The 22357-nt window shown below is 49.1% G+C and carries 22 protein-coding genes and 1 pseudogene; 6 read left to right on the forward strand and 17 right to left on the reverse strand.

Annotation, left to right across the window (positions count from 1 at the left end; genetic code table 11):
- A pseudogene (gatB, locus tag RSA72_RS05725) lies at positions 1-626 on the forward strand (Asp-tRNA(Asn)/Glu-tRNA(Gln) amidotransferase subunit GatB); the annotation flags it as partial.
- 32 nt (positions 627-658) lie between these two features.
- Here the strand turns inward: gatB and RSA72_RS05730 are convergent.
- Positions 659-1771 (reverse strand): DGQHR domain-containing protein, encoded by a 1113-nt coding sequence (locus tag RSA72_RS05730; protein ID WP_332632861.1) that lies wholly within the window; start codon positions 1769-1771, stop codon positions 659-661.
- On the reverse strand, positions 1768-2595 hold the full coding sequence (locus RSA72_RS05735) for a hypothetical protein (RefSeq protein WP_332632862.1): 828 nt from the start codon (positions 2593-2595) through the stop codon (positions 1768-1770). The genes RSA72_RS05730 and RSA72_RS05735 overlap by 4 nt, the downstream gene beginning before the upstream one ends.
- A 467-nt stretch (positions 2596-3062) precedes the next feature.
- Here RSA72_RS05735 and RSA72_RS05740 point away from each other — a divergent pair, with 467 nt between their 5' ends.
- Positions 3063-3533, forward strand: coding sequence for a hypothetical protein (locus RSA72_RS05740; RefSeq protein ID WP_332632864.1), 471 nt, complete (start codon positions 3063-3065; stop codon positions 3531-3533).
- A gap of 57 nt (positions 3534-3590) precedes the next feature.
- On the opposite strand, the gene RSA72_RS05745 is transcribed toward RSA72_RS05740, so the two are convergent.
- Complete coding sequence (locus RSA72_RS05745; RefSeq protein ID WP_332621500.1) at positions 3591-4112, reverse strand: hypothetical protein; 522 nt, start codon at positions 4110-4112, stop codon at positions 3591-3593.
- Between the two features lie 140 nt (positions 4113-4252).
- A complete protein-coding gene (locus RSA72_RS05750; RefSeq protein ID WP_332621501.1) occupies positions 4253-5020 on the reverse strand; it encodes a hypothetical protein in 768 nt (255 codons plus the stop codon).
- Positions 5021-5435: 415 nt separating this feature from the next.
- Between RSA72_RS05750 and RSA72_RS05755 the strand changes: the two genes are divergently transcribed.
- Positions 5436-6014, forward strand: coding sequence for a DJ-1/PfpI family protein (locus RSA72_RS05755; RefSeq protein WP_332621503.1), 579 nt, complete (start codon positions 5436-5438; stop codon positions 6012-6014).
- 81 nt (positions 6015-6095) lie between these two features.
- Here RSA72_RS05755 and sbmA read toward each other — a convergent pair whose 3' ends face one another.
- Positions 6096-7292 (reverse strand): peptide antibiotic transporter SbmA, encoded by a 1197-nt coding sequence (gene sbmA / locus RSA72_RS05760; protein ID WP_332632866.1) that lies wholly within the window; start codon positions 7290-7292, stop codon positions 6096-6098.
- Between the two features lie 508 nt (positions 7293-7800).
- On the opposite strand from sbmA, the gene RSA72_RS05765 reads away from it, so the two are divergent.
- Positions 7801-7995, forward strand: coding sequence for a hypothetical protein (locus tag RSA72_RS05765; protein ID WP_332621505.1), 195 nt, complete (start codon positions 7801-7803; stop codon positions 7993-7995).
- 250 nt (positions 7996-8245) lie between these two features.
- On the forward strand, positions 8246-8704 hold the full coding sequence (locus tag RSA72_RS05770) for a very short patch repair endonuclease (RefSeq protein ID WP_332621506.1): 459 nt from the start codon (positions 8246-8248) through the stop codon (positions 8702-8704).
- 159 nt (positions 8705-8863) lie between these two features.
- Here RSA72_RS05770 and RSA72_RS05775 read toward each other — a convergent pair whose 3' ends face one another.
- From RSA72_RS05775 to paaA, 12 genes are all read right to left on the reverse strand, one after another.
- Complete coding sequence (locus RSA72_RS05775) at positions 8864-9463, reverse strand: acyltransferase (RefSeq protein WP_332621507.1); 600 nt, start codon at positions 9461-9463, stop codon at positions 8864-8866.
- Positions 9464-9490: 27 nt separating this feature from the next.
- Positions 9491-10441 (reverse strand): PaaX family transcriptional regulator, encoded by a 951-nt coding sequence (locus RSA72_RS05780; RefSeq protein WP_332621508.1) that lies wholly within the window; start codon positions 10439-10441, stop codon positions 9491-9493.
- A gap of 64 nt (positions 10442-10505) precedes the next feature.
- Complete coding sequence (paaK, locus tag RSA72_RS05785; RefSeq protein WP_332621509.1) at positions 10506-11798, reverse strand: phenylacetate--CoA ligase PaaK; 1293 nt, start codon at positions 11796-11798, stop codon at positions 10506-10508.
- 60 nt (positions 11799-11858) lie between these two features.
- Positions 11859-13070, reverse strand: coding sequence for a 3-oxoadipyl-CoA thiolase (pcaF, locus tag RSA72_RS05790; protein WP_332621510.1), 1212 nt, complete (start codon positions 13068-13070; stop codon positions 11859-11861).
- Between the two features lie 12 nt (positions 13071-13082).
- Positions 13083-14630 (reverse strand): 3-hydroxyacyl-CoA dehydrogenase, encoded by a 1548-nt coding sequence (locus RSA72_RS05795; RefSeq protein ID WP_332621512.1) that lies wholly within the window; start codon positions 14628-14630, stop codon positions 13083-13085.
- 3 nt (positions 14631-14633) lie between these two features.
- Entirely contained in the window at positions 14634-15425 is a 792-nt protein-coding gene (gene paaG / locus RSA72_RS05800; RefSeq protein ID WP_332621513.1) for a 2-(1,2-epoxy-1,2-dihydrophenyl)acetyl-CoA isomerase PaaG, read from the reverse strand.
- Positions 15425-16195: an enoyl-CoA hydratase-related protein gene (locus RSA72_RS05805; RefSeq protein ID WP_332621515.1), complete on the reverse strand. Its 771-nt coding sequence runs from the start codon at positions 16193-16195 to the stop codon at positions 15425-15427. Before RSA72_RS05805 ends, paaG begins: the two co-directional genes overlap by 1 nt.
- Positions 16196-16250: 55 nt before the next feature.
- On the reverse strand, positions 16251-17309 hold the full coding sequence (gene paaE / locus RSA72_RS05810) for a 1,2-phenylacetyl-CoA epoxidase subunit PaaE (RefSeq protein ID WP_332621516.1): 1059 nt from the start codon (positions 17307-17309) through the stop codon (positions 16251-16253).
- A gap of 65 nt (positions 17310-17374) precedes the next feature.
- Entirely contained in the window at positions 17375-17875 is a 501-nt protein-coding gene (gene paaD, locus RSA72_RS05815) for a 1,2-phenylacetyl-CoA epoxidase subunit PaaD (RefSeq protein WP_332621517.1), read from the reverse strand.
- Positions 17876-17903: 28 nt separating this feature from the next.
- Positions 17904-18668, reverse strand: a complete 765-nt coding sequence (paaC, locus tag RSA72_RS05820; RefSeq protein ID WP_332621518.1) for a 1,2-phenylacetyl-CoA epoxidase subunit PaaC — start codon at positions 18666-18668, stop codon at positions 17904-17906.
- A gap of 8 nt (positions 18669-18676) precedes the next feature.
- Positions 18677-18967, reverse strand: a complete 291-nt coding sequence (gene paaB / locus RSA72_RS05825) for a 1,2-phenylacetyl-CoA epoxidase subunit PaaB (RefSeq protein ID WP_332621519.1) — start codon at positions 18965-18967, stop codon at positions 18677-18679.
- 29 nt (positions 18968-18996) lie between these two features.
- On the reverse strand, positions 18997-19938 hold the full coding sequence (gene paaA / locus RSA72_RS05830; protein WP_332621520.1) for a 1,2-phenylacetyl-CoA epoxidase subunit PaaA: 942 nt from the start codon (positions 19936-19938) through the stop codon (positions 18997-18999).
- Between the two features lie 261 nt (positions 19939-20199).
- Between paaA and paaZ the strand changes: the two genes are divergently transcribed.
- Complete coding sequence (gene paaZ / locus RSA72_RS05835) at positions 20200-22311, forward strand: phenylacetic acid degradation bifunctional protein PaaZ (protein WP_332621521.1); 2112 nt, start codon at positions 20200-20202, stop codon at positions 22309-22311.
- Positions 22312-22357 lie beyond the last annotated feature (46 nt).

Below are 22357 nucleotides of genomic sequence, written 5' to 3' on the forward strand. Positions count from 1 at the left end.
ACTTCCCAGACCCTGATTTGCTGCCTGTGATTATTTCAGATGCGCAAATTGAAACGGCTCGTGCTGCGTTGCCTGAACTTCCTGCGGCACGTCGTGAGCGTTTCGTAGCGGACTTTGGTGTCACTGAGTACGATGCGCATGTGTTGACGCTGACCCGTGAAATGTCAGACTTTTATGAAGTGGTTGTGGCTGCTGCTGGCAGCGCTGTACAGGGTAAAGTGTCTGCAAACTGGGTGATGGGCGAATTCTCTGGAGCTTTAAACAAAGCTGGCTTAGAACTGGCTGACTCTCCTGTTTCAGCTGAAAAACTGGGCGGCATGGTTGCGCGTATCGTGGATAACACCATCAGCGGTAAGATTGCGAAGCAAGTATTCGGCTTTATGTGGGATGAAGGCAAAACTGCGGACGAAATTATTGCGGAAAAAGGCTTGAAGCAGGAAACTGATACAGGTGCGATTGAAGCGATTATTAAAGACGTGCTTGCTGCCAATGAGAAGATGGTTGAAGAGTTTAAATCTGGTAAAGAGAAAGCTTTCAATGGTCTTGTCGGTCAAGTGATGAAAGCGTCTAAGGGTAAAGCTAACCCTGCTCAAGTGAATGAATTGATGAAGAAATTGATTGGTTGAGACTGATTAATTTTGGAATAAGAAAACCCGTCTTAGGACGGGTTTTCTTTTTCAAAGATATTTTCATTCATTTTTCTAAATAATTGAACTCTTGCTTGCTCATTAGAACCATAATTTTCTGAAGAAATCCTGTGTCCCTCTTTATCAAAATTTGTTTTAATGTTTATAAAATATTTATCAAAAAACTCCTTAGTTAATTTACCTTCTGCCAAGCCTAATGGAATTAAAACTTCATTAGCTAACTTTAGAATTGCTCCAATCCCTATTGGTTTAGATAATATAGAGCTTTTAGGATCTTCCCATTCCTTAGAAAAAGCACTCTGCACTGCACTAAAAATATTCAAAATGATTTTCATAATTACATCATCTTTTTCTCTAATAAATAAAAATCTAAGTGAACATTTATTATCATGATCTAAATCAATATTACTCTTGATATCTCGAGTATCTTGTTCAGGATCCCTACTAATCAACTCTAATAAATACTTAACAAAAGTTCCTTGTGAAATTGTTGCTAAGTTCTGTCCATCCTCCTTTTTGCCTAACATTTTTAAACGATTATAGAAAGGCGAATTTTCTGCCCTATTTAACCCTCTTGTAATTTCGTGGCAAGTTTTGAAAGGACTTCGATTATCACTTAGTGCAAATAAATCGTAGATAAGAGAAGATGGAACTGATGTTTGTTTACTGTTAATAATAGAAAAAACATATGCTTTTTGATATGCATCAAGATCAAGCATTAGGACTACAGGAAGACTGAAATTCGATGCCATTCCTGATTGTTTTATACCATTAATACGATGCTGGCCATCAATAATTTCACCAATTTTACCGTTAGTATTTATAGAGATCTTTTTATCTTCAAAATTAAGTTTATATGCACCATTTAAGTCTAGAGAAACAACAATTGATGTTGGAAAGGTCGCATCTGGATCACTACAGTATTGAGAAATATCCTTTACTCGTTTTTTACTTAAATCGCGCTGAACTGAGTCTTGATGTTCTGAGCGATGTCTTACTTCAGTAATCTGAATCAATGTTTCAGCATCTATTACTGAAACAAAAAAAGTACCTATTGGCTGTACAACCTCAAGTAATGGATATTCCTTACTCATACTTTCAGGTAATAAGTCTTCCTTAGTCATACCTTTAAATCTCCATCACTAGTTTTTTCAGTTGCACTCTTAGTTAATTCATCAACTTTTTCAGTTTCTTTTTTACCGTAATCATCAAAAGCTAAATCTTTAAATTTAGGTAAATTCAATTTCACAAGGCAAAAGCAGTAAACAGAAAAAATCATTGATGCTATATAGAATCCTAATTGTAACCAATCAAAGCAATAATAAAATTTAGTACCGAGGTTAATTGGTGTTCTTAATTGTGTAGCACTGTACACTATAGCGTTAAATAGCAAAAATAAAACTAATACAGAAGAAGCGATAATCCTAATATATCTAAATGATGCTTCTTTAGAACTTAGAAAGGTTGTAAAAACATTTCCAAGCATTGAAGCAATAATGGCAATAGAATATAAGTAAAAATTTCCAGCTTGTGCATCTAAATAAAGTGATTCTTTAAACTTTATATCTGTACCCAATACTCTTATCAAAAGATTTGTTATAATTCCTAATTGTCCAGCAAAAAGAGTAAATAACCCCCAAATAAAGAATTCAGTTTTGCAATCAACAATTACTTTAAAAGGTTTCAGAATCTTTGAAGAAACTCTATCTAAAAAAGATATTAGATTAAGTACTACTTCCCTAAAATAGAAAATTATTAAAAATCCAATAAAACCGACAATAAAACTGCTTGGAAGAAAAGAAATTAGTAAACCAAAAAATTTAAGAGAAAGATCTATCCCTATAAACCACATTAGAAAAACAATAAAGGTAGATAAATCTTTCTTGTACCGATCATCTTCGACATTATTTCCCAATGATATATTTCGTTTGTGCTTCTGATCACCCATGAAAAATCTTTTGAGTAATTATATTAATCAAACTATAACACGGCAAATTTATTTTAAATATATCAAATGCATAAAAGAGGGATACCACTGGGTAAATGCCAGCCACACTTAGGATCACCCTGACGAAAAGAGCTATGGTACAACTGCATTTTTCGTCATTTTTAGAGTTATATGAAAAAGACCAATCCAATTGGCAACAACTTGCTTACTGGATTCATAACAACTTGAACTATAGCCATCTACAAGTTTTCCTTAAGCTGTGTGCTTTTAATATTGGCTGGCATGAACAATTTGCACGGGAAATTTATATTATATACAGCCCAAAGGCTATTTATTACGAGGTAATAAAGTGAGTAAAGAGTTTAAAACGTTTTATCAATATCTTATTTAATTCCCAAAATCTAATAGACTAAACACCATCTATTACTTTAAAAACTATAACCACTTTAAAAAATCAAAGGACAAAAATGAAAACAGCCATCCTCACATTTTCTACCCTTGCTCTCCTTAGCACCACCGCCTTTACAGAAACCAAACCCAATGTTCCAGCTAAAGAAGCCAGCAAAATCTTTAAAGCCGCAGGCTTTTCAAAAACAAAACATAGCTGGGAAGGCAGCTGCGACACAGGTGAAATCACTACATATAAAGACCTCAATGGTGACGGTCTAAAAGACGCAGTCATTTCAGACTACAGCACCATGTGCTATGGCAACACAGGTGTCGGCTACCACATCGTTGCTCAGCAAAAAACTGGAAATTGGAAACTCATTTTTGAAAACATGGGCATCCCTACTTTTCTAAAAACCAAAGGAAAAGACGGCTGGCCAGATATAGAAAATGGCGGCCCCGGATTTTGTTTTGCTGTTTACCGCTGGAATGGTCAGGAATATAAAGTTCACCGTTATGAATATCAGGGCAAGGCTTGCACATTGGACTAAAAATAGACTACCCACAGCATGTAAAAAATCACTCACAATTGTGGGATTTTTTAGGCTTTATTTGCGAATCACACCCAGTTTATTAAACAAATCAGGCGTCAAAAAAGTCATCACCAGTTTATTCAAATCCACATAACGCAGCACCCCATTCAGCTGCTGCTTCACTTCCGGGTTCTTAATAATTTCTTCCCCTGTAATGCTGCCCAGCTCCTGAAAACTGTTGCCTACAGCCTGCAAACCTTCCGCCTGAATCACCGCTTTAGTCTGCGCGGAACACTGCTCCACAAGGATGCGCTGCAGCACCTGCGCGAAATTTTTGTCCAGTTCGGTTTTCTGCGCATCCGTCACCTGACTAAACTGCTTTAAATCGGGATGCGTTGATAGCGCCGCAAAAGTCCATTGCAGCACAGCGGTTTTATCCGTCGCAGTTGTGGACTTGACCAGGCAATCACTCAGCTGGTCTACGGCCGGCCCCGCCACCGCAATTTGCGCAGTGCCCAGCACTGCGGCGGCCATAAGCAAAGAACGGCTCAAAGAAGAAAAGTTACGGCGGGCAGAAGCATAAACATGACGTGGCATAAACTGAGTTCCAAATTGCAATCTGCTTCTTTGTATCACACAGCCCATGCGGTCATCTATGATGGCGCTGTAAATTGCGCAAATCAAAACGCTTAAAGCTTCAGCGGAATGCACGGCGCTTAAATCAGCTTCTCTGCTGTTTATTCCATTCCCGCATAATTCCATGCCTCAGGAATATCCGGCTGCGCAGGCACTCTGTTTAAATCAATATTGAGGTTCCGGCTGCCCTGATAAGATTTTTCACCTGAATCTGATGCGGGTGATACGCTTAAATTATAGCGGTAGCGGAATTGCCACAGCATCGGCTTGACGGGCCGGATATCCAGACTCAAGCGGTCTTCATCGTGGCAGTCGCCCTTTGCGCTTGCATAATCCTGTTCGGAAAAACAGGCCCGGATCATCCGGTTCAAACTGAAAGGATAATTCTGAATAAACTGATGCGCATTTCCAGCATCTTTCAGCTCATAAAAGCTGGCGCGTTCAATGCCCGCCCCGCCGCCCGAATACATTTCAGAAAAACTTTCAATCACCGCGACGGCATAGCGGTTCTGCGCCATTGGAAACAGTTTGGGAAAAATAAACTGCCCATTCGATGCGCCCTGCGCTTGATCAGAAATGTCCAGATGCCACTGCTGCGATAATTTAAAGCCCGCTGCAGAGGCATAAAACCGGGCGATATTTCCGCCAGACAGCAGCCACAGGCTCTGATCTGCTGTTTTTAAACTGCGCCATTGCCCGCGCTGTTCACAGAGGGCTTTTGCCTGCGCGCAAAGCTGTTTCTGCTCACTTGGATTCAGCTGCGCTTTTTGAAACGCTAAAATCTGCAAAGGCGCGGCAAAAACTGCAGGCGTAAAGCAAGCGCTTGCTGCTAAAACAGCTGAACGCAAGCCGATTTTCTTTTTAAGCATTCTGTTTTTCCTCAAGCATAGTTACCCGATCAAGCTGCTATTTGCTGCTGCGTCTATTCAGCCTGACGCCCAAATGAATGCCGGCTGCAACTCAACCTTTACACATCTCTGTCTGTATGCGCAATACGCTCCCGTATCAAAAAGCATGCTCGCTTTAGATGCTGCCGTGAAGTAAGTCTATCGCTAGGCTGCTTTTAGGCATCAACAGCTATTTTGCGCATGCAGAAGATTTTTGATTTTTACAACTCCATGCACGCGCTGCGGCGAATTTTGCACAAAATGGCCACCACGCCGGCCAAATAATACTCAGGCATATCCGACTAAAAGACCGCCAAAATTCTTAAAACTGCCGTGCTGATATGCTATGGTGAGATAAAACATTATATAAATCATATCTAAACAGAGGGGAAAAAACATGCCTAAACAAATCCTGATGCTGGTGGGCGACTACGCTGAAGACTACGAAACCATGGTGCCATTCCAGTTCCTGACCGGCCTTGGCTATGCCGTGCATGCCGTCTGTCCGGATAAAAAAGCCGGCGACAGCATTGCCACCGCCATTCATGACTTTGAAGGCGAGCAGACCTACAGCGAAAAGCGCGGGCACAACTTCGCCATTAACCATGACTTCAGCGCGGTGAACACAGCAGATTATATCGGGCTGGTCATTCCGGGCGGGCGCGCGCCGGAATACCTGCGCATGAATGCGCGTGTCATTGAAATTGTCCGTGAGTTTGACGCGGCGCAGAAGCCGATTGCTTCGGTCTGCCACGGCGCACAGCTTTTAGCGGCTGCAGATGTGCTGAAAGGAAAGACATGTTCGGCTTACCCGGCCTGCGCGGCTGAAGTGAAGCTGGCGGGCGGCCAGTATGCAGATATTGCCGTGACTGAAGCAGTGACCGATGGCCATTTAATCACCGCGCCGGCGTGGCCTGCGCATCCGGCTTGGCTGGCACAATTTGTCAAAGCCCTGGGCGCAAGCATCAGCATTTAATGCGGCTGCAAATAGCCTTTTCAGGCTGCGCAGCGCAAATCAGCAAAATCAAAAAAGCCCGCACGCTGCGGGCTGAATGGCTTATTTATCCAAAGTCGATTCAAAAGCTTTTAAACGCTTATAAATGGACAGCAGCTCAATAATGGTCGGCCAGGAAGCGATCAAATACTGGAAAGATTCGCGCACTTTGCCGAAGACATTGGCGATCTGCATCATCAGGCCCAGCGTAATCGCGCCGGCAGCGATGCTTGGGAACAGCACAAATAAGCCGTAAATATTGTCCAGCTGCATATACCAGATGCGCACCAGATTGAAGTAGGCATAGTGGAAATACAGGCGGAAATAGTTGAAGCGCACCTTGCTGAACAGCTCTTGCAAGGTCAGCGGATCTGCGCGCTCGGGATTATCCTCACCATACACCAGCTCTTTACGGTAAGCAGCTTCAACCATCTGGTTATTGAATTCTAAACCTGGAAGCTTATAGCCGACCAGCATCAGCACTGCAGTGCCCAGCACCGCCCAGGAAATTGCGGCCCAGACCAAAGCGTGCGGCATTGCGCCCACAATCGGCAGCTGCTGGACATGCGAAGACAGCGAAAATAGCACCGGCAAAAACGCCAGCAGCGTCATCATCGCTTCCACCAGGCTGACGCCCAGCCCTTCCATCGTGCGCGCAAAACGCATGGTGTCTTCCTGAATACGCTGCGATGCCCCCTCAATCTGGCGCAGCTGATCCCAGTTCTGCGTGTAATAGTCATTCATTGCCGTGCGCCAGCGGAACACATAATGGCTGACAAAAAACAGATTAAAAACCGCTGTCGTCACATACACCATTGCAATGTACAGAAAGGTCATGATGCCTGCATACAGCTGGCCGACATCGCCTCCGCCTGTGCTGAGCATCTTTTGAATCAGGTCATAAAACGGGTTGTACCATGCATTCACCACCACGCTGACCTGCACGCCAAACCAGATATTGAATAAAATGAATGCAGAGCCCCAGACCGACCAGCCCTGCCAGGGGTTGTTGGATTTCGCCCTCCAGCACAGGGCGAAAATTGCAGCCGCGGCGCCGAACCACAGGTAAAACCATAAAAATGCCGGCGACCAGAAACGGCTGACGCCTATCGGCAGTTCCGCAGCCTCATAGCCTTGCGGGAAGCCTAGAAACGTTCCCCAGCCGCTGCCGCCGCTGTACCAAAGCGCAATATTAACAGCGAACCAGAGTATCAGCGATCCAAAGAACCATTTTGGATTTGGAAAGAAAGATTTAAACATGCGGCTGAGGCGTCCTTTATGATTGCCTTTGGGGAATATATGCCGATCATAAAACCGGAACCTTAATTTTTCTTTTAAAATTTGCAATTTTTTCAGATATTTTGTTCAGGTTTTCTGCATCGCGCCTCCATCTTAGCTGTTTCGGCGGCGTCATGCCGCTCCGCAGCAAAATAACGGATGACTCAGCAGGGCAAATCTGCCCATGCTTGGCGCCGGCCGGCAGCGCACAGGGGAAATGCGCGGTTCAGCAGCGCCACTGCGGTCAGCTTTAAATGAATTCAGCAGCCAGCCTTAAAGCTCAGATACTGGCTGCCCTCTGCAGCAGCATAAAGCTGTGCAAAATCAGAAATTAAAATTAAATTCCGCTCAATTTCTCACTGCAAAACAGCATTAATTGCTGCGCATTTTTGTTATTTTGTTTGACACAATTTACAGAAAGCGTTTAAGAAATAACAAATTATGCTATGATCATAAAACAATCAAAACAACTTTAAGGGGGGAAATAAAAATGGAAAATAATATTATTGAACTACTGAAACCCGTCACATTAAGAAAAGAAAACTGCAGCCCGCTGATTTTTGAAAAAGGCACAGTGCTTAAAGTAATCATGCAGGCACCCGGCGGTTTATTAGTCCGCGATGATGAAAACTTTAATTTTTTAATCTCTCTGAAAGACAAAAACACGCTATGGCGTGAAATCTAAAGCCTGCTCCCGCTCTGCTAAGCCGCCTGCGCGCTAAACGCGGATTGATGTGCCGGGCTTGAACTGGTTCAGCTGGACCTTGCATCCCGTATTCTTCTTGCCAAATTGCGCCGGCCAAGCAGCCGGCGCAGCGTTTTTGCCGATTGAATATTCACATGGACAGGGTTTGCGGGCTACACTCTTTAATAGTGCTGCGCATGCGCTGGATGAATTTCAGAATCTCCAGCGCGCTGCCCTCAAGGGAGTAACCATGATGACCGCCAAAGTACAGAAAAAGCAGAAAAAAGCGCTGACGCGCTCTGAAAATATGGCGGCCATCCACTCCAAGAATACCAAGCCTGAACTGCAGATCCGCAAGGCGCTGCACCGCCTGGGCTTCCGTTACCGCCTGCATAATAAAGACCTGCCCGGCAAGCCGGATATTGTGCTGAAAAAATACAATACGGTTATTTTCGTGCACGGCTGCTTTTGGCATCAGCATGACTGCAAGTATTTCCACTGGCCGAAAAGCAATCTGGATTACTGGCAGCCCAAAATTTTAAAAAATGTAGAACGCGACACCGGGCATACCCTGAGGCTGCTGAAGCAGCACTGGAAGGTCTGCATCTGGTGGGAATGCGCCACCCGCAATGCGCAGGACTTTGACTGGACTCTGGCGCGCTTTCAGGAGTGGATTGAAGATGCGGACAATATGTATTTGGAGCTTTGAATCCCCCATCAGCAGATTATTTCCTGCGCTGACTTACACTCACCTTGACTGTTTTCCTAAACGGCAGCCGGCTTCGCAAAGAAGCCGTACTCTCCATTTTGTATGGCCTGCAGCGATGGCTCAGATTGATTTCATATGGCTGCAAGTTCCCGCCAGCGCCTAGCTGTTTTGCTTAAGGCCATACTCAGCCATAAAATCTTGATGGGTTTTGCGCTCAGCGCTAACACATGGCAGGGGCGCGACTTCCTGCATGCTGGACAGGCAGCGCCCAGTCAGCTGAATATACTGCTCAGTCCCCTGACGCTTCCATGCGATTTCTTTATCCTCTAAAGCCCTGATAACGCGCGCCGGACTGCCCAGCGCTAAAGAGTTTTCAGGAATCTGCGCTTTGGCTTTGACGGTACTGTTGGCACCGATAATCGTATTTTCGCCGATATCCGATTCATCCAGAATCACGCTGTTCATGCCAATCAGCGCGTTTTTGCGGATGCGGCAGCCATGCAGAATCGCGCCATGCCCAATATGGCCAAACTCTTCAACTACGGTGACATAGTTGGGAAAGCCATGAATGATGCAAGAATCCTGCACATTGGCATTTTTATGAATATGAATGCCGCCGAAGTCCGCGCGCAAAGCCGCAAATGGCCCAATATAGGCGCCCTCTTCCACAATCACATCGCCAATGAGCACCGCAGTCGGATGCACATAGGCCTTAGGGCTGACAACGGGAATCACCCCGTCAATCGCATAACATGGCATCGCTTATTCCTTTAAAACAGATTGCGCTTAAGACAATGAATAATTGAATTCTTCCTGCTTCAGCCCGCCAAAGCGCTTATAGAATTGCGGATGCGCCGGCGGCATAGAGCCTTCAGAAGTCCGCGCGGTGTCCAGAAAGAATTCCTCACCGGCAGCCGCTGCGGTATGGTATAAATTGCTGCTGAGATTTCTGGCATTTAAAGACAGCCAGTTGGCCGGCAGCAGCTCAAACGGCAAATTCGGGTCTTTCAGCAGAATGCGGCGGTACTGATGAATCAGCAGAATGCGGATTTGAAAAGCCTGCACTGGATCCAGCGCTGCTTCATTTTCCACTAAATTAAAAAATTCCCTAAAATCGCCGATGAATTTTTCATAGCGCTGATGCAGTTCGGCCACAGGCCAATTGCTTTCCACCATGCGCTTGACGGTCGGATAGGACTCCTGCCACAGCTGCAGCGCCTCGGCTTTAAAGATCACCACCTGATCGGTCATTTTTAAATTCAGCAATAAATTCTGCAGCTTCAAGTGGTCACAGCCCGGATAGCCCATAACATTGGTGGCAATATTGGCAAAACCGAGCCACTCCAGCTCTTTTTTCAAAACCGCTTTATTTTCCAGCTCAACCGAACTCAGCAGCACCAGATCCCAGTGCTGATCCCATTCCTGATGGCTGAAGCTGTAAATTTTCTGATCCGCCATGATAAAGCGCTGCCGGCTGCTTTCAGTCACGCGGTAATAGCTGGTGCGGCCGATTTTCTCTGAAACCAGCCAGCCATTCTGCACCAGGCGGAATACTGCGGTACGGACTGAACGCTCATTAAAGCCAAACACATCCATAAGCTGAATTAAGCTGGCCAAACTGATGATGCCGCCGCGGTGAAAAATGCAGTCACCAAACACTGTCATAATCAGAGATGTGCCGCTTAACGCTTCGTTGTTAATGAAATCATCAATGGCTTGCTTTAGTTTTGGATTCATTTCGCTTCACAGTTACCTTGTAATACACGGATGATCATTCAATTGAATCATCATCCGTTCATGCTTATGCCGATTTTCGGATATCAAAGACCCGCTGCGCCTTGCCTTCCGAACGCGGCAAGCTGCCTTCCGGCAGGATTTCCACACAGACAGAAATGCCGACCATGGTTTTGATTTGGCTTTTCAGCTGCGCCGCCAGCTGCGGCGCCAGAGTCTGGCTGATATCTTTACGCATTTCTGCCCGAATATGCAATGTGTCTAAGTGCCCCTGCTTGCAAATTTGAATCTGATAATTTGGCACCAGCTGCGGAATATGCAGAATCTGCTCTTCAATCTGCGACGGGAACACATTCACGCCGCGGATAATCATCATGTCATCACTGCGCCCGACAATCTTGTCCATGCGGCGCATGGTGCGCGCAGTGCCCGGCAGCAGGCGGGTTAAATCGCGGGTGCGGTAGCGGATGACCGGCATGCCTTCTTTGGTAATGGTGGTAAAGACCAGTTCGCCCAATTCACCGTCCGGCAGCACTTCGCCAGTTTCCGGATGGATAATTTCAGGATAGAAATGGTCTTCCCAAATGGTTGGGCCGTCTTTGCTTTCAAGGCATTCCATCGCCACGCCCGGCCCCATCACTTCAGACAAGCCGTAAATATCCAGCGCATCAATGCCTAAGCGCTCTTCAATTTCCTTGCGCATTTCATTGGTCCAAGGCTCTGCGCCAAAAACGCCGGTTTTAATGGAACAGTTTTTCGCGGTGCCGAATTTCTTCTCCAAGGCTTCAATAATATTCAGGCAATACGATGGCGTGACCATAATCGCCGTCGGCTTAAAGTCATGAATCAGCTGCGCCTGGCGCTCGGTTTGGCCGCCTGACATTGGAATTACAGTTGCGCCCAGGCGCTCTACACCATAGTGCGCGCCTAAGCCGCCGGTAAACAAGCCGTAGCCGTAAGACACCTGAATAGTGTCTTTGCTGCTTAAGCCGGCTGCGCGCAGTGAGCGCGCCACCACGTCTGACCAGACATTGATGTCATTTTGCGTATAGCCCACCACGGTCGGCTGGCCGGTTGTGCCTGATGACGCATGCACCCGCACAATCTGCTCTTGCGCTACGGCAAACATGCCAAATGGATAATTGTCGCGCAGGTCCTGTTTGGTAGTGAATGGAAATTTCGCCAAGTCTGCTAAAGATTTGAAGTCATCAGGATGCACGCCTGCTTCATCAAATTTCTTTTTATACACCGGGCTGTTGCAGTAAGCATGCTGCAGGGTTTTTTTCATGCGCTGCAGCTGCACGCTGCGGAGCTCATCAATTGAAACCGTTTCAATTTTTTCCATAGCATTGTTATTCATATTCTTCCTCCTGAAGCAGCCGTCCTGACTGCTGGCTCATTTATGCAGCGGATTATTTCCTTAATCCGCATTTTCTATAATCAGTGCGACACCCTGTCCTACGCCTACACACATGGTGCACAGCGCATATTTTCCTTTACGGCGCTTCAATTCCTTCATGGCAGTCATCACCAGGCGCGCGCCGCTCATGCCCAGCGGATGGCCAAGAGCAATGGCGCCGCCATTCGGGTTAACCCGCGCATCATCATCCTTTAAGCCCAGCTCGCGCATCACCGCCAGCGACTGGGCTGCGAATGCTTCATTCAGCTCAATTACGTCCATCTGATCCAGGCTGAGGCCGGCCTGCTTCAGCACCTTTTGCACCGCCGGCACCGGGCCTATGCCCATGTATTTGGCTTCTACGCCTGCACTGGCAATGGCAATGACTTTTGCCAAAGGCTTGAGGCCATGCTGATCGGCAAATTTCTGGCTGCCCAGCAGCATGCAGGCCGCGCCGTCATTTACCCCCGAAGCATTGCCTGCCGTGACCGAGCCGCCTGCTTTGCGGAAAGGCGCTTTTAAACTGGTCAGCGCTTCCAGTGTGGTTTCTGCGCGCGGGTGCTCATCCGCAGCGATGGTGACGGCATTTTTTTTGCGGTCTTTGATTTCAACCGGTAAAATCTCTTCCGCCAGAATGCCATTCTGCTGCGCAGCGGCGGTTTTCTGCTGGCTGCGGTAAGCAAACAGGTCTTGATCTTCGCGGCTTATTTGATATTTTTCCGCGACGTTTTCTGCGGTTTCCGGCATGCTGTCTATGCCGAAAGCGGCTTTAAACTTCGGGTTGATAAAGCGCCAGCCGATGGTGGTATCAAAAATTTCCGGCGTCCGGCTGAATGCCGCCGCGGGTTTGGACTGCACAAAAGGCGCGCGGCTCATTGACTCCACCCCGCCGGCCAAAACAAACTGCGCTTCGCCCGATTTAATGGCGCGGGACGCTAAACCGACAGCATCCAAACCCGATGCGCACAGGCGGTTGACTGTGATTGCCGGAACTGAATCCGGCAAACCCGCCAATAGCGAGGCCATGCGCGCGACATTGCGGTTGTCTTCGCCGGCCTGATTGGCGCAGCCTAAAATCACTTCATCCAGCTCAGCCCATGGCAAATTGGGATGCTGATTTTTGAGATATTGAATCGGCAGCGATGCCAAATCATCTGCGCGGATGCTGCTTAAGCCGCCCGCATAGCGCCCAATTGGGGTGCGGATTGCATCAAAAATATAAACCTGTTCCATGTGCTCTATCCTTTAGCCAGCGGCTTTCAATTGCTGTTCTTGCTGTCCCTGCCCTGAGGCAGCTTTGCGTCTTAAATATATACTGGGCCTGTAGCGCTCTTCACCATAAATACGATACATATTTTCCAATGTTTGTAAAATAATGCTGTATCCAATTTTTTCCGCCCACTCAAAAGGCCCTTGCGGATAATTCACGCCGTATTTCATTGCTGCATCAATATCCTGTTCAGATGCAACATTATGCAGCACCGCTTCACAGCCTTCATTCACCAGCATGGCAATGGTGCGCAGCGCATAAAGCCCTGCATGGTCTTTGCTCCAAATTGGCATCACATGCATGCCGGCAAAAAGCAAATCGACGGCATGCCTGTCTTCCTGCGCGCAGCAGGCTGATGCAGTCACAGGCAGCGCTTTGGCATTGGCCCAATCGGCATGCCAGTCCATCAGCGCCACTTTTTCATCCGCATAATCAATCGCAGCCGATTCGCCTAAAGATAAGCGCAGCGACACCGCGCCGATGCAGATTTCATCTTTAGGGCTTTCCGCAAAACTCAATTCAATGTGGGAAGCCTGCTTTAAACGCTGAATCAGCCCCTGAGAATGCAGCCACCCGCCTTTAACCAGCACCTTAAGTTTTGCAGCCGATTTTGCATAGCTGACAGGCAGCGCATACTGTGGCGCCGGCGGCGTTTGGCTGTAGTCATAAAAGCCCTGCCCGGACTTGCGTCCAAGGCAGCCGGCATCGACCAATTCTTTTTGAATTAAAGAAGGGCGGTAGCGCGGCTCATAGAAAAATTCCTGATACACGCTTTGCGTGACTGAAAAATTCACATCCTGCCCAATTAAATCGGTCAGCTCGCATGGCCCCATGGCGAAACGGCCGCATTCGCGCATGATAAAATCTAATTGTTCGGGAGCTGTGACATTTTCCTGCAGCGCGCGGAAGGCTTCGGCGTAGTAAGGGCGCGCCACACGGTTGACAATAAAGCCCGGTGTCGATTTAGCCGTCACAGGCACCTTTTTCCATGACGCCATCAGGGCAAACAGCGCATCGGCAATGGCGCAAGAAGTTTTTAAGCCGCGGATGATTTCCACCAGCTTCATCACCGGGGCCGGGTTAAAGAAATGCAGGCCCACCACCCGCTCAGGATGCGGAATCACCGAGGCAATTGCGGTAATCGAAATAGAAGAGGTATTGGAAGCAAAAATGGCATGCGCAGGACAAATCTCCGCCAGCTGCTGAAACAAGCGCTGCTTCACCTCTTGCTTTTCTACAACCGCTTCTACAATCAAATCTGCATCCGCCAGCTGCTGCAGCGCATCGGCTGCTTTTAAATGGGCAAATGTGCTGTCAAACAGCTGCTGGGTCATTTTGCCAGCCTGCACGCGCCTGCCCAGCTGTACCGCCAGCTGTTCTAAAGCCTGCCGGGTTTTGCCGGCATCCGCATCAAAAATATAAGTGTGATGGCCATGCATGGCTGCCAACTGGGCGATACCGATGCCCATGGTACCTGCGCCAATCACAGCGACTTTAGCCTGCTGTAAATTGATCTGCTGCATGACTTAGCATCCTTTATATTCAGGGGCGCGCTTTTGCATAAAGGCCTGCACGCCTTCCTTATAGTCGCTGGAACGGCCAGCCAAGCGCTGCAAATCGCGCTCTAAAATCAGCTGATCATCCAGATTATTGTGCGCAGCCGCGTTAATCGCTTTCTTAATGAGCGACAAACCGTAGGTCGGCTGTTTCGCTAAATGTTCCGCCATTTTTTCAGCTTCCGCTTTTAACGCGCCGTCTTCAACCGCTTGCCAGATCATGCCCAGCTGCGCCGCGCGTTCCGCTGAAATTTTATCGCCCAGCATGGCCAAGCCCATGGCCTGAGCGCGGCCCACTAAACGCGGCAGGAACCAGGTGCCTCCCGAATCCGGCACCAGGCCAAGCCGGCAGAAGGCTTGAATAAAGGATGCAGACCGAGCGGCGATTACAATATCGCAGGCTAGCGCAATATTGGCGCCTGCGCCGGCAGCCACGCCATTCACCGCGCAAATCACCGGTTTCGGCATTTCAGTGATGAGCTTGATCAGCGGGTTGTAATATTTTTCAATCGACAGGCCTAAATCCGGCGCATCGGCATTGGGGTCAACCACGCGGTCATTCAAATCCTGGCCTGCGCAGAAGCCGCGCCCTTCCGCAGAGATCACCACGGTGCGGATTGCGCTGTCTTTGGCCCAGGCTTTCATCACGCTGGACACTTCCTTGTGCATGGCTTCATTAAAGCTGTTCAGCTGCTTTGGGCGGTTAAAGGTTAGGTAGCCTACTGCGTTTTTTTCTTCAACAATGATGGTTTGATAGTCCATTACACACCTCTGAATTCCGGTTGTCTTTTTTCTAAAAATGCGCTGATGCCTTCCTGGCGGTCTTGCGTCGCCGCCAGCCAGACAAAATGCTGGCGCTCCAGCTTTAAGCCTTGGCTCAAGGTCACTTCATGAATCGATTTCAAGGACTGCTTAATCACGCGGATTGCCAGTGGCGCCTGCCGGGCAATTTTCTCCGCCAGCTCTAAGGCATACTGCAGGGTTAATCCGGCCGGGCAGACTTGGCTGCTGATGCCATGCTGCATTGCAGTTTGCGCCGAAATCATTTCACCGGTCATGGCCCAGCGCATCGCCAGCTGCTGGCCGACCAAACGCGCCAGGCGCTGTGTGCCGCCGGCGCCCGGCAGCATGCCTAGGCCAATTTCCGGCAAAGCAAACTGCGCATTGTCGCCAGCCAGCACAATATCGCCATGCAGCGCCAATTCAAAACCGGCGCCCAGTGCATAGCCATTCACCGCCATAATCAGCGGCTTGGAAAATTCATCTATGCGTTTCCAGAGCTGCGGGCGCAGGTCTTGCTGAATGCTGACCACATCCAGCTGCGCCAGCTCATTCAGGTCGGCACCGGCAGCAAAACACTGCAGATTGCCGGTCATAACCACGGCTTTTACTGCCACGTCGGCTTCTAAATTTTGCAGGCGGTCAGCAATTTCCTGCAGCGTGGCATTATTGAGCGCATTGCGCTTTTCCGGGCGGTTCAGCTCCAGCAACGCAACGCCTGCTTTGGGTGAGCTGATTTTAATGTATTCCATTCCTTGAACTCCTGTTTCCTTGAGCTGAATTGCAGCCTTGAAGCGGCCTTAAAGATTACTCATCAAAACTCAAGCGCACATTCGGCGTAACTGGACGCGCCTGACAGCTCAGCACATAGCCTTTTTCAATTTCTTCAGGCTCAAGGCTGTAGTTAACCGCCATTTCAACCCGGCCTTCCAGCACTTTGCATTTGCAGGTCGCGCACACCCCGCCCTTGCAGGCGTACGGCAAGTCTGCGCCGGCGCGCAGCGCGGCGTCCAGAATGCTGTCATCCTGCCGGGACACTTCCACAGTCAATTCGCGGCCATCAAGGACAATATTGACCTTCTCTTCACTGCGGCTTTCAATCTGCTGCGCCGTCGCTTTCGGCGCAGTTCCGGTATTGAAGCGCTCGGTATGAATCTTGCCGCGGTCAATGCCCAGCGCCGGCAGCACGGTTTCTACCGCCGCCATCATTTCTTCCGGGCCGCAGGCAAAGCAATGATCGGCATCCGCACCAATCAAACCCGCGTTAAACAGCTGCTGCAGTTTTTCAGCATCAATACGCCCATTGAAAATTTCACTGTCGTTCAATTCGCGTGAAAAGATATTGATCAGCTGCAGGCGTTCTTTAAAACGGTCTTTCAAATCCATGATTTGCTCGGCAAACATGGTTTGCTTCCAGGAGCGGTTGCCGTAAATCAGGGTAAAGCTGGATTCAGGCTGGCGGTTCAGCACGGACTTCACAATTGAAAGGATTGGCGTAATGCCGCTGCCGGCTGCGAAGCCTAAGTAGTTTTGGCCGCCCGCTTGCGCCGCTTTTTGGAAAAATACCCCTTGCGGCGGCATCACTTCCAGCACATCGCCGGCTTTTAAATGATCATTGGCCCAAGTGGAAAACTGGCCTTGATCAATTTTTTTGATGGCAATGCTGATATCTTCCTGCGCGCCGCTGCAGATTGAATAGCAGCGGCGCAGTTCAGCGCCGGCGCTTAAATGGCGGATGGTTAAGTGCTGGCCCGGCTGATACTGGAACGCGTCCCGCTGTTCCGGCGCAAGGTCAAAAGAAATGCAGATGGCTTGCTCAGTTTGAGGCTGAACGGCTTTAATGGTTAATGCTACAAATTGACTCATATGAAAATCCCTCTTTCTTTTCGGCTATTCCGCAATGCTGTGTTTTTATATGCAAGCGCCGAATACTAAATGCATTTGAAATAGTCGAAAGGTTCTAAGCAGTCTTGGCATTTGTATAAGGCTTTACATGCTGTTGAACTAAATTCGCTTAATAATTTGGTGCGCCGGCTCTGGCAGCGCGGGCATTCAATGCCGTCTGTCAAAGCCACATGCGTGCCGCAGCTGTGCGACTCGCCTTTCGGCGGCGCAATGCCGTACCGCTGCAGCTTTTGCTTTCCTGCTTCACTCATCCAGTCGGTGGTCCATGCTTCAGACAAGTCCACCACCACTTTGACTGGCGTTAAACCCTTGGCTTCAAAGGCTTGGATAATTTCCGCCTTCAGTAAATCTGTTGCCGGGCATCCGCTGTACGTGGGTGTGAGCCGGACCACAATTTCATCTTGCGCATTCAGCTCCACACCGCGGATCATGCCTAAATCCAGCACCGACAAGACTGGAATTTCCGGATCAGACACCTGCGCCAATGCGTCCCAGCATTCATCTGCTGCATGCCGAATTAAATTCATGCGACTCACTCCCTGTGATGCGTCCGAATTACCAAGCCATATTCGGGTAAGAGCGCTGCATATACTGCAGCTCCGCCAACACATAACCCAAATGTTCGGTATGCAGGCCCTGCTTTGCGCCGCTGCGGTAAGCGCCTTCCGGCGGCAATGCCAGATTAAAGCGCGCAAGCTCCGCCTGAATATTCTCCAGCCACTGCGCTTTTAAAATTTCAATATCCGGGATAATGCCGGCATCCACCAGCTGCTGTTCATCAGCGCTTAATCCGTACAGCTCTTCAGTGAAGCGCCATAACTGGTTTAAGCCATTTTGGATTTTTTCGTGCGCTTCGGCTGTGCCCAAGCTCAAGCGCTCCATCCAGGCCGCCGAAAAGCGCAGATGGTATTTCACTTCTTTCAAGGTCTTCACGGCAAAAGCCGAAAGCTGCGCATTGCGGCTATTGCTCAAGGCAGCAAACAGCAGCGCATGGTAGTGATCCATCAGCCATTGGCGCACAACCGTCTGGCCAAAATCGCCGTTCGGCTGTTCACACAGCAGCAAATTGCGGTATTCGCGCTCTGTGCGGAAATAGGCCAATTTGTCTTCATCACGGCCCAAGCCTTCAACTTCGCCGGCAAGGCTCAATGCGGTGCGCGCCTGGCCCAGCAAATCCAAGCCGATATTGGCCATGGCAATGTCCAGCTCCAGTTCCGGCGCATGGCCGCACCATTCCGCCAAACGGTGCGACAGAATCAGCTGGCTGTCGCCGATATGCAAAAGGAATTGCGCTAATATTTGATTGCTCATCGTATTCATCCTCTGCCTTACATATGCTCAATGCCGTCTGGAATGCGGTAAAAAGTCGGATGGCGGTACACCTTGTCTAAAGACGGATCAAAAAATTCCGGTTTCTCATCCGGCTGAGAAGAAGTGATCAGCTCTGATTTCACCACCCAAATGCTGATGCCTTCATTGCGCCGGGTATAAACATCGCGCGCATTCTGCAGCGCAATTTCATCATCCGGCGCGCGCAGGCTGCCGACATGGCGGTGGCTCAGGCCCTGCTTGCTGCGGACAAAAACTTCATATAAAGACCAATTTTTTTTGTTATCCATGACTGTGCTTTCCTTTATTTCCTAAACTTTTAAGCGACTTTTTGCGCTGGCTGCTGCGGCTGCTTTTGCGCAAACACGGCAGCTGAATCGCGCACCCACTGGCCGCCTTCCCACGCCTTTCGGCGCGCTTCAATGCGTTCATGATTGCACGGGCCTTTGCCTGCAATCACGGCAAAGAACTCATCCCAGTTCACTGCGCCGAATTGGTAATGGCCGGTTTGTTCATTGAATTTCAAGTCTGCATCGGGAACGCTCAGGCCAAGCTGATGCACTTGAGGCACAGTGTTGTCGACAAACTTCTGGCGCAGCGCATCATTGCTGAATAATTTGATTTTCCACGCCATGCTTTGCGCGCTGTTTGGCGAATTGTCATCGCTGGGGCCAAACATCATCAGCGCCGGCCACCAGAAGCGGTTGACCGCATCCTGCGCCAGCTGCTTCTGCTCCGGCGTGCCCTGAGCCAATTCCATCATCGCTTCAAAGCCTTGACGCTGATGAAAGCTTTCTTCCTTGCAGATGCGCACCATAGCGCGGGCATACGGCCCATAAGAGGTGCGGCATAGCGCCACCTGATTCACAATCGCTGCACCATCCACCAGCCAGCCAATCGCTGCGACATCCGCCCAGCTCAGGGTCGGGTAGTTGAAAATAGATGAATATTTCATGCGCCCTGCAATCAGCTTATCCATCATGTCATCGCGGTCTGCGCCCAGTGTTTCCGCGGCGCTGTACAGGTAAAGCGCATGGCCGGCTTCATCCTGCACTTTGGCTAAAAGCACCGCTTTGCGCTTCAAAGACGGCGCGCGGGTAATCCAGTTGCCTTCCGGCAGCATGCCCACCACTTCCGAATGCGCATGCTGTCCAATCTGGCGGATTAATGTTTTACGGTAAGCATCCGGCATCCAGTCCTTCGGCTCGATTGAAATATCTTTTTCAATGTTTTGCTCAAATATTTGCTGCTTCTTGTCCATGATTCCCTCACTTATCCCAAGTGTTGATGCATTTAAATTAAAACGATACACATTTAAAATCAATATATATTTTTAAGTATCATTTAAATCAACCCACCATAACGCACTAAATATATGTTTTTAATAATTTTTATTTTATTAATACTTTGGTCTTGTTTTTCAAACATACAATTATGATTGACTTTTCCGCTTTTTAAACACAAATTATGAAACATCAAAATTAAAATTTATTGTTAAACGTATCATAAATGGAGTTTTAAGATGTTGGAGTTAGACAATAGCAGCCCAGCAGCGGCCGATCAGGCAGATCAGTACGCTGCAGCGCCTTCTGTTAAGGCGCTCAGTTCCCTGGTATATGGCCAGGCCCATACCGCGCAGCAGGACTTGCGCACGGTTTATCACGCCATCAGCGGCGAAGCGGCTTATCAGGTCGGCAGCCAAGGCATCAGCACCCAGGCCATTGTGGATTATGCTAAACAGAAGGGTTCAGCCATTGCTTCCTGGACATTCCACCAGCGCGCCAATGCGCTGAAGCAGACCGCGCAATACCTGCTGGAACGCAAAGAAGAATATTATGAACTGGCAAAGGCGACAGGCTGCACCCGCAAAGACGCCTGGATTGATATTGAAGGCGGCATCGGCACCTTATTCGCCTATTCCAGCCTTGTGCGCCGTGAACTGAGCGATGAAACTGTTTTAGTTGAGGACGCCTGGATTCCGCTGTCAAAGCAGGGAACTTTTGGCGCCAAGCATATTTTAAGCCCGAAAGCCGGCGTTGCCGTGCATATCAATGCCTTTAACTTCCCAATCTGGGGCATGCTGGAAAAAATCGCGCCATCGCTGCTGGCTGGTGTGCCCTGCATTGTCAAACCGGCAACTGAGGGCGCTGAATTGACGCATGCTGTGGTGCAGGCGATTCATGAAAGCGGCTTCCTGCCGGAGGGCTCACTGCAGCTGATTTGCGGTCAAATTTATGATTTATTTGATTATTTAAACCCGCAGGATACGGTTACCTTTACCGGCTCAGCATCGACTGGACAAAAGCTGCGCGCGCATCCGCATTTAAATGCCTATTCCATCCCCTTCAGCATGGAGGCGGATTCAGTCAACAGCGCTATTCTGACCGAGCAGGCCAGTGACGAAACCGTCGACCTGTTTGTGCGTGAAGTGTTCCGTGAAATGACCGCTAAAGCGGGGCAAAAATGCACGGCCATCCGCCGCGCCTTTGTACCGGCTGCCCTGCTGGACAGCGTGCAAAGCCGCTTAATTGACAAGCTAAAGAAAGTGACTGTGGGCAATCCTGCTGATGACGGCGTCACCATGGGCGCATTGGCCAGCGTCAAGCAAAAGCATGATGTGGCCGCCAAGGTTGAGCAGCTCAGCCAGGAGGCGGAAATTATCTATGGCAGCCATTTGCGCCAGGACGTAGAAATTCAAGCCTCAAATCCTGAAAAAGCGGCTTTTTACCCGCCAACAGTTCTGCTCTGCAGGCAGCCCGGCCAAGCGGAAAACATCCACCGCATTGAGGCTTTCGGCCCTGTCGTTACCTTAATGCCGTATGCAGGCTCAGCAGAACTGGCGGACTTGGTTGCGCGCGGCGAAGGCAGCCTGGTGGCATCTATTGTGCGCAACAGCGATGAAAACATTGAAGCTTTAGCTGCTAAAATTGCCCCTTGGCATGGACGCGTGCATATTCTGGATGCAGAAAGCGCCAAAGAAAGCACAGGCCACGGCTCACCGCTGCCTTATCTGGTGCATGGCGGGCCGGGCCGGGCCGGCGGCGGTGAAGAGCTCGGCGGCCTGCGCGCAGTGAAGCACTACATGCAGCGCACCGCCATTCAAGGCTCGCCAAACGCCATGACCCAAGTGGGGCACAGCTGGACAGCTGGCGCGCAGGTTTTTGAAGACCGCGTGCATCCTTTCAAAAAGTCCTTTGACGAACTACGTGTCGGCGAACGCCTGCTGACTGCGCGCCGCACCGTTACGGAAGCGGATATTGTGAATTTCGGCTGCCTCAGCGGTGACCATTTTTATGCGCATATGGACAAAATCGCCGCTGCGGAATCCCTGTTCGGCGAACGCGTTGCCCATGGCTACTTTATTGTTTCAGCAGCGGCCGGCCTGTTTGTAGATGCAGCGGCCGGCCCGGTCATCGCCAACTACGGCATGGACGGCTTGCGCTTTGTCGAGCCTGTAAAAATCGGCGACAGCATTCAAGTTGAGCTAACCTGCAAGCAGAAAACACCGAAGCAGCAGCGCGACCCGGAACAAAAACCGCACGGCGTGGTGGTCTGGGACATCAAAGTGAAAAATCAGCGCAATGAATTGGTCGCCACTTATGACATTCTCACCTTGGTAGAGCGCGGCGCTTAAGCCACAGCTCAGCAAAAAAGGAATCATCATGATTCCTTTTTTTTAA

Source organism: Acinetobacter sp. (genome assembly GCF_036659555.1).
Lineage (GTDB): Bacteria > Pseudomonadota > Gammaproteobacteria > Pseudomonadales > Moraxellaceae > Acinetobacter.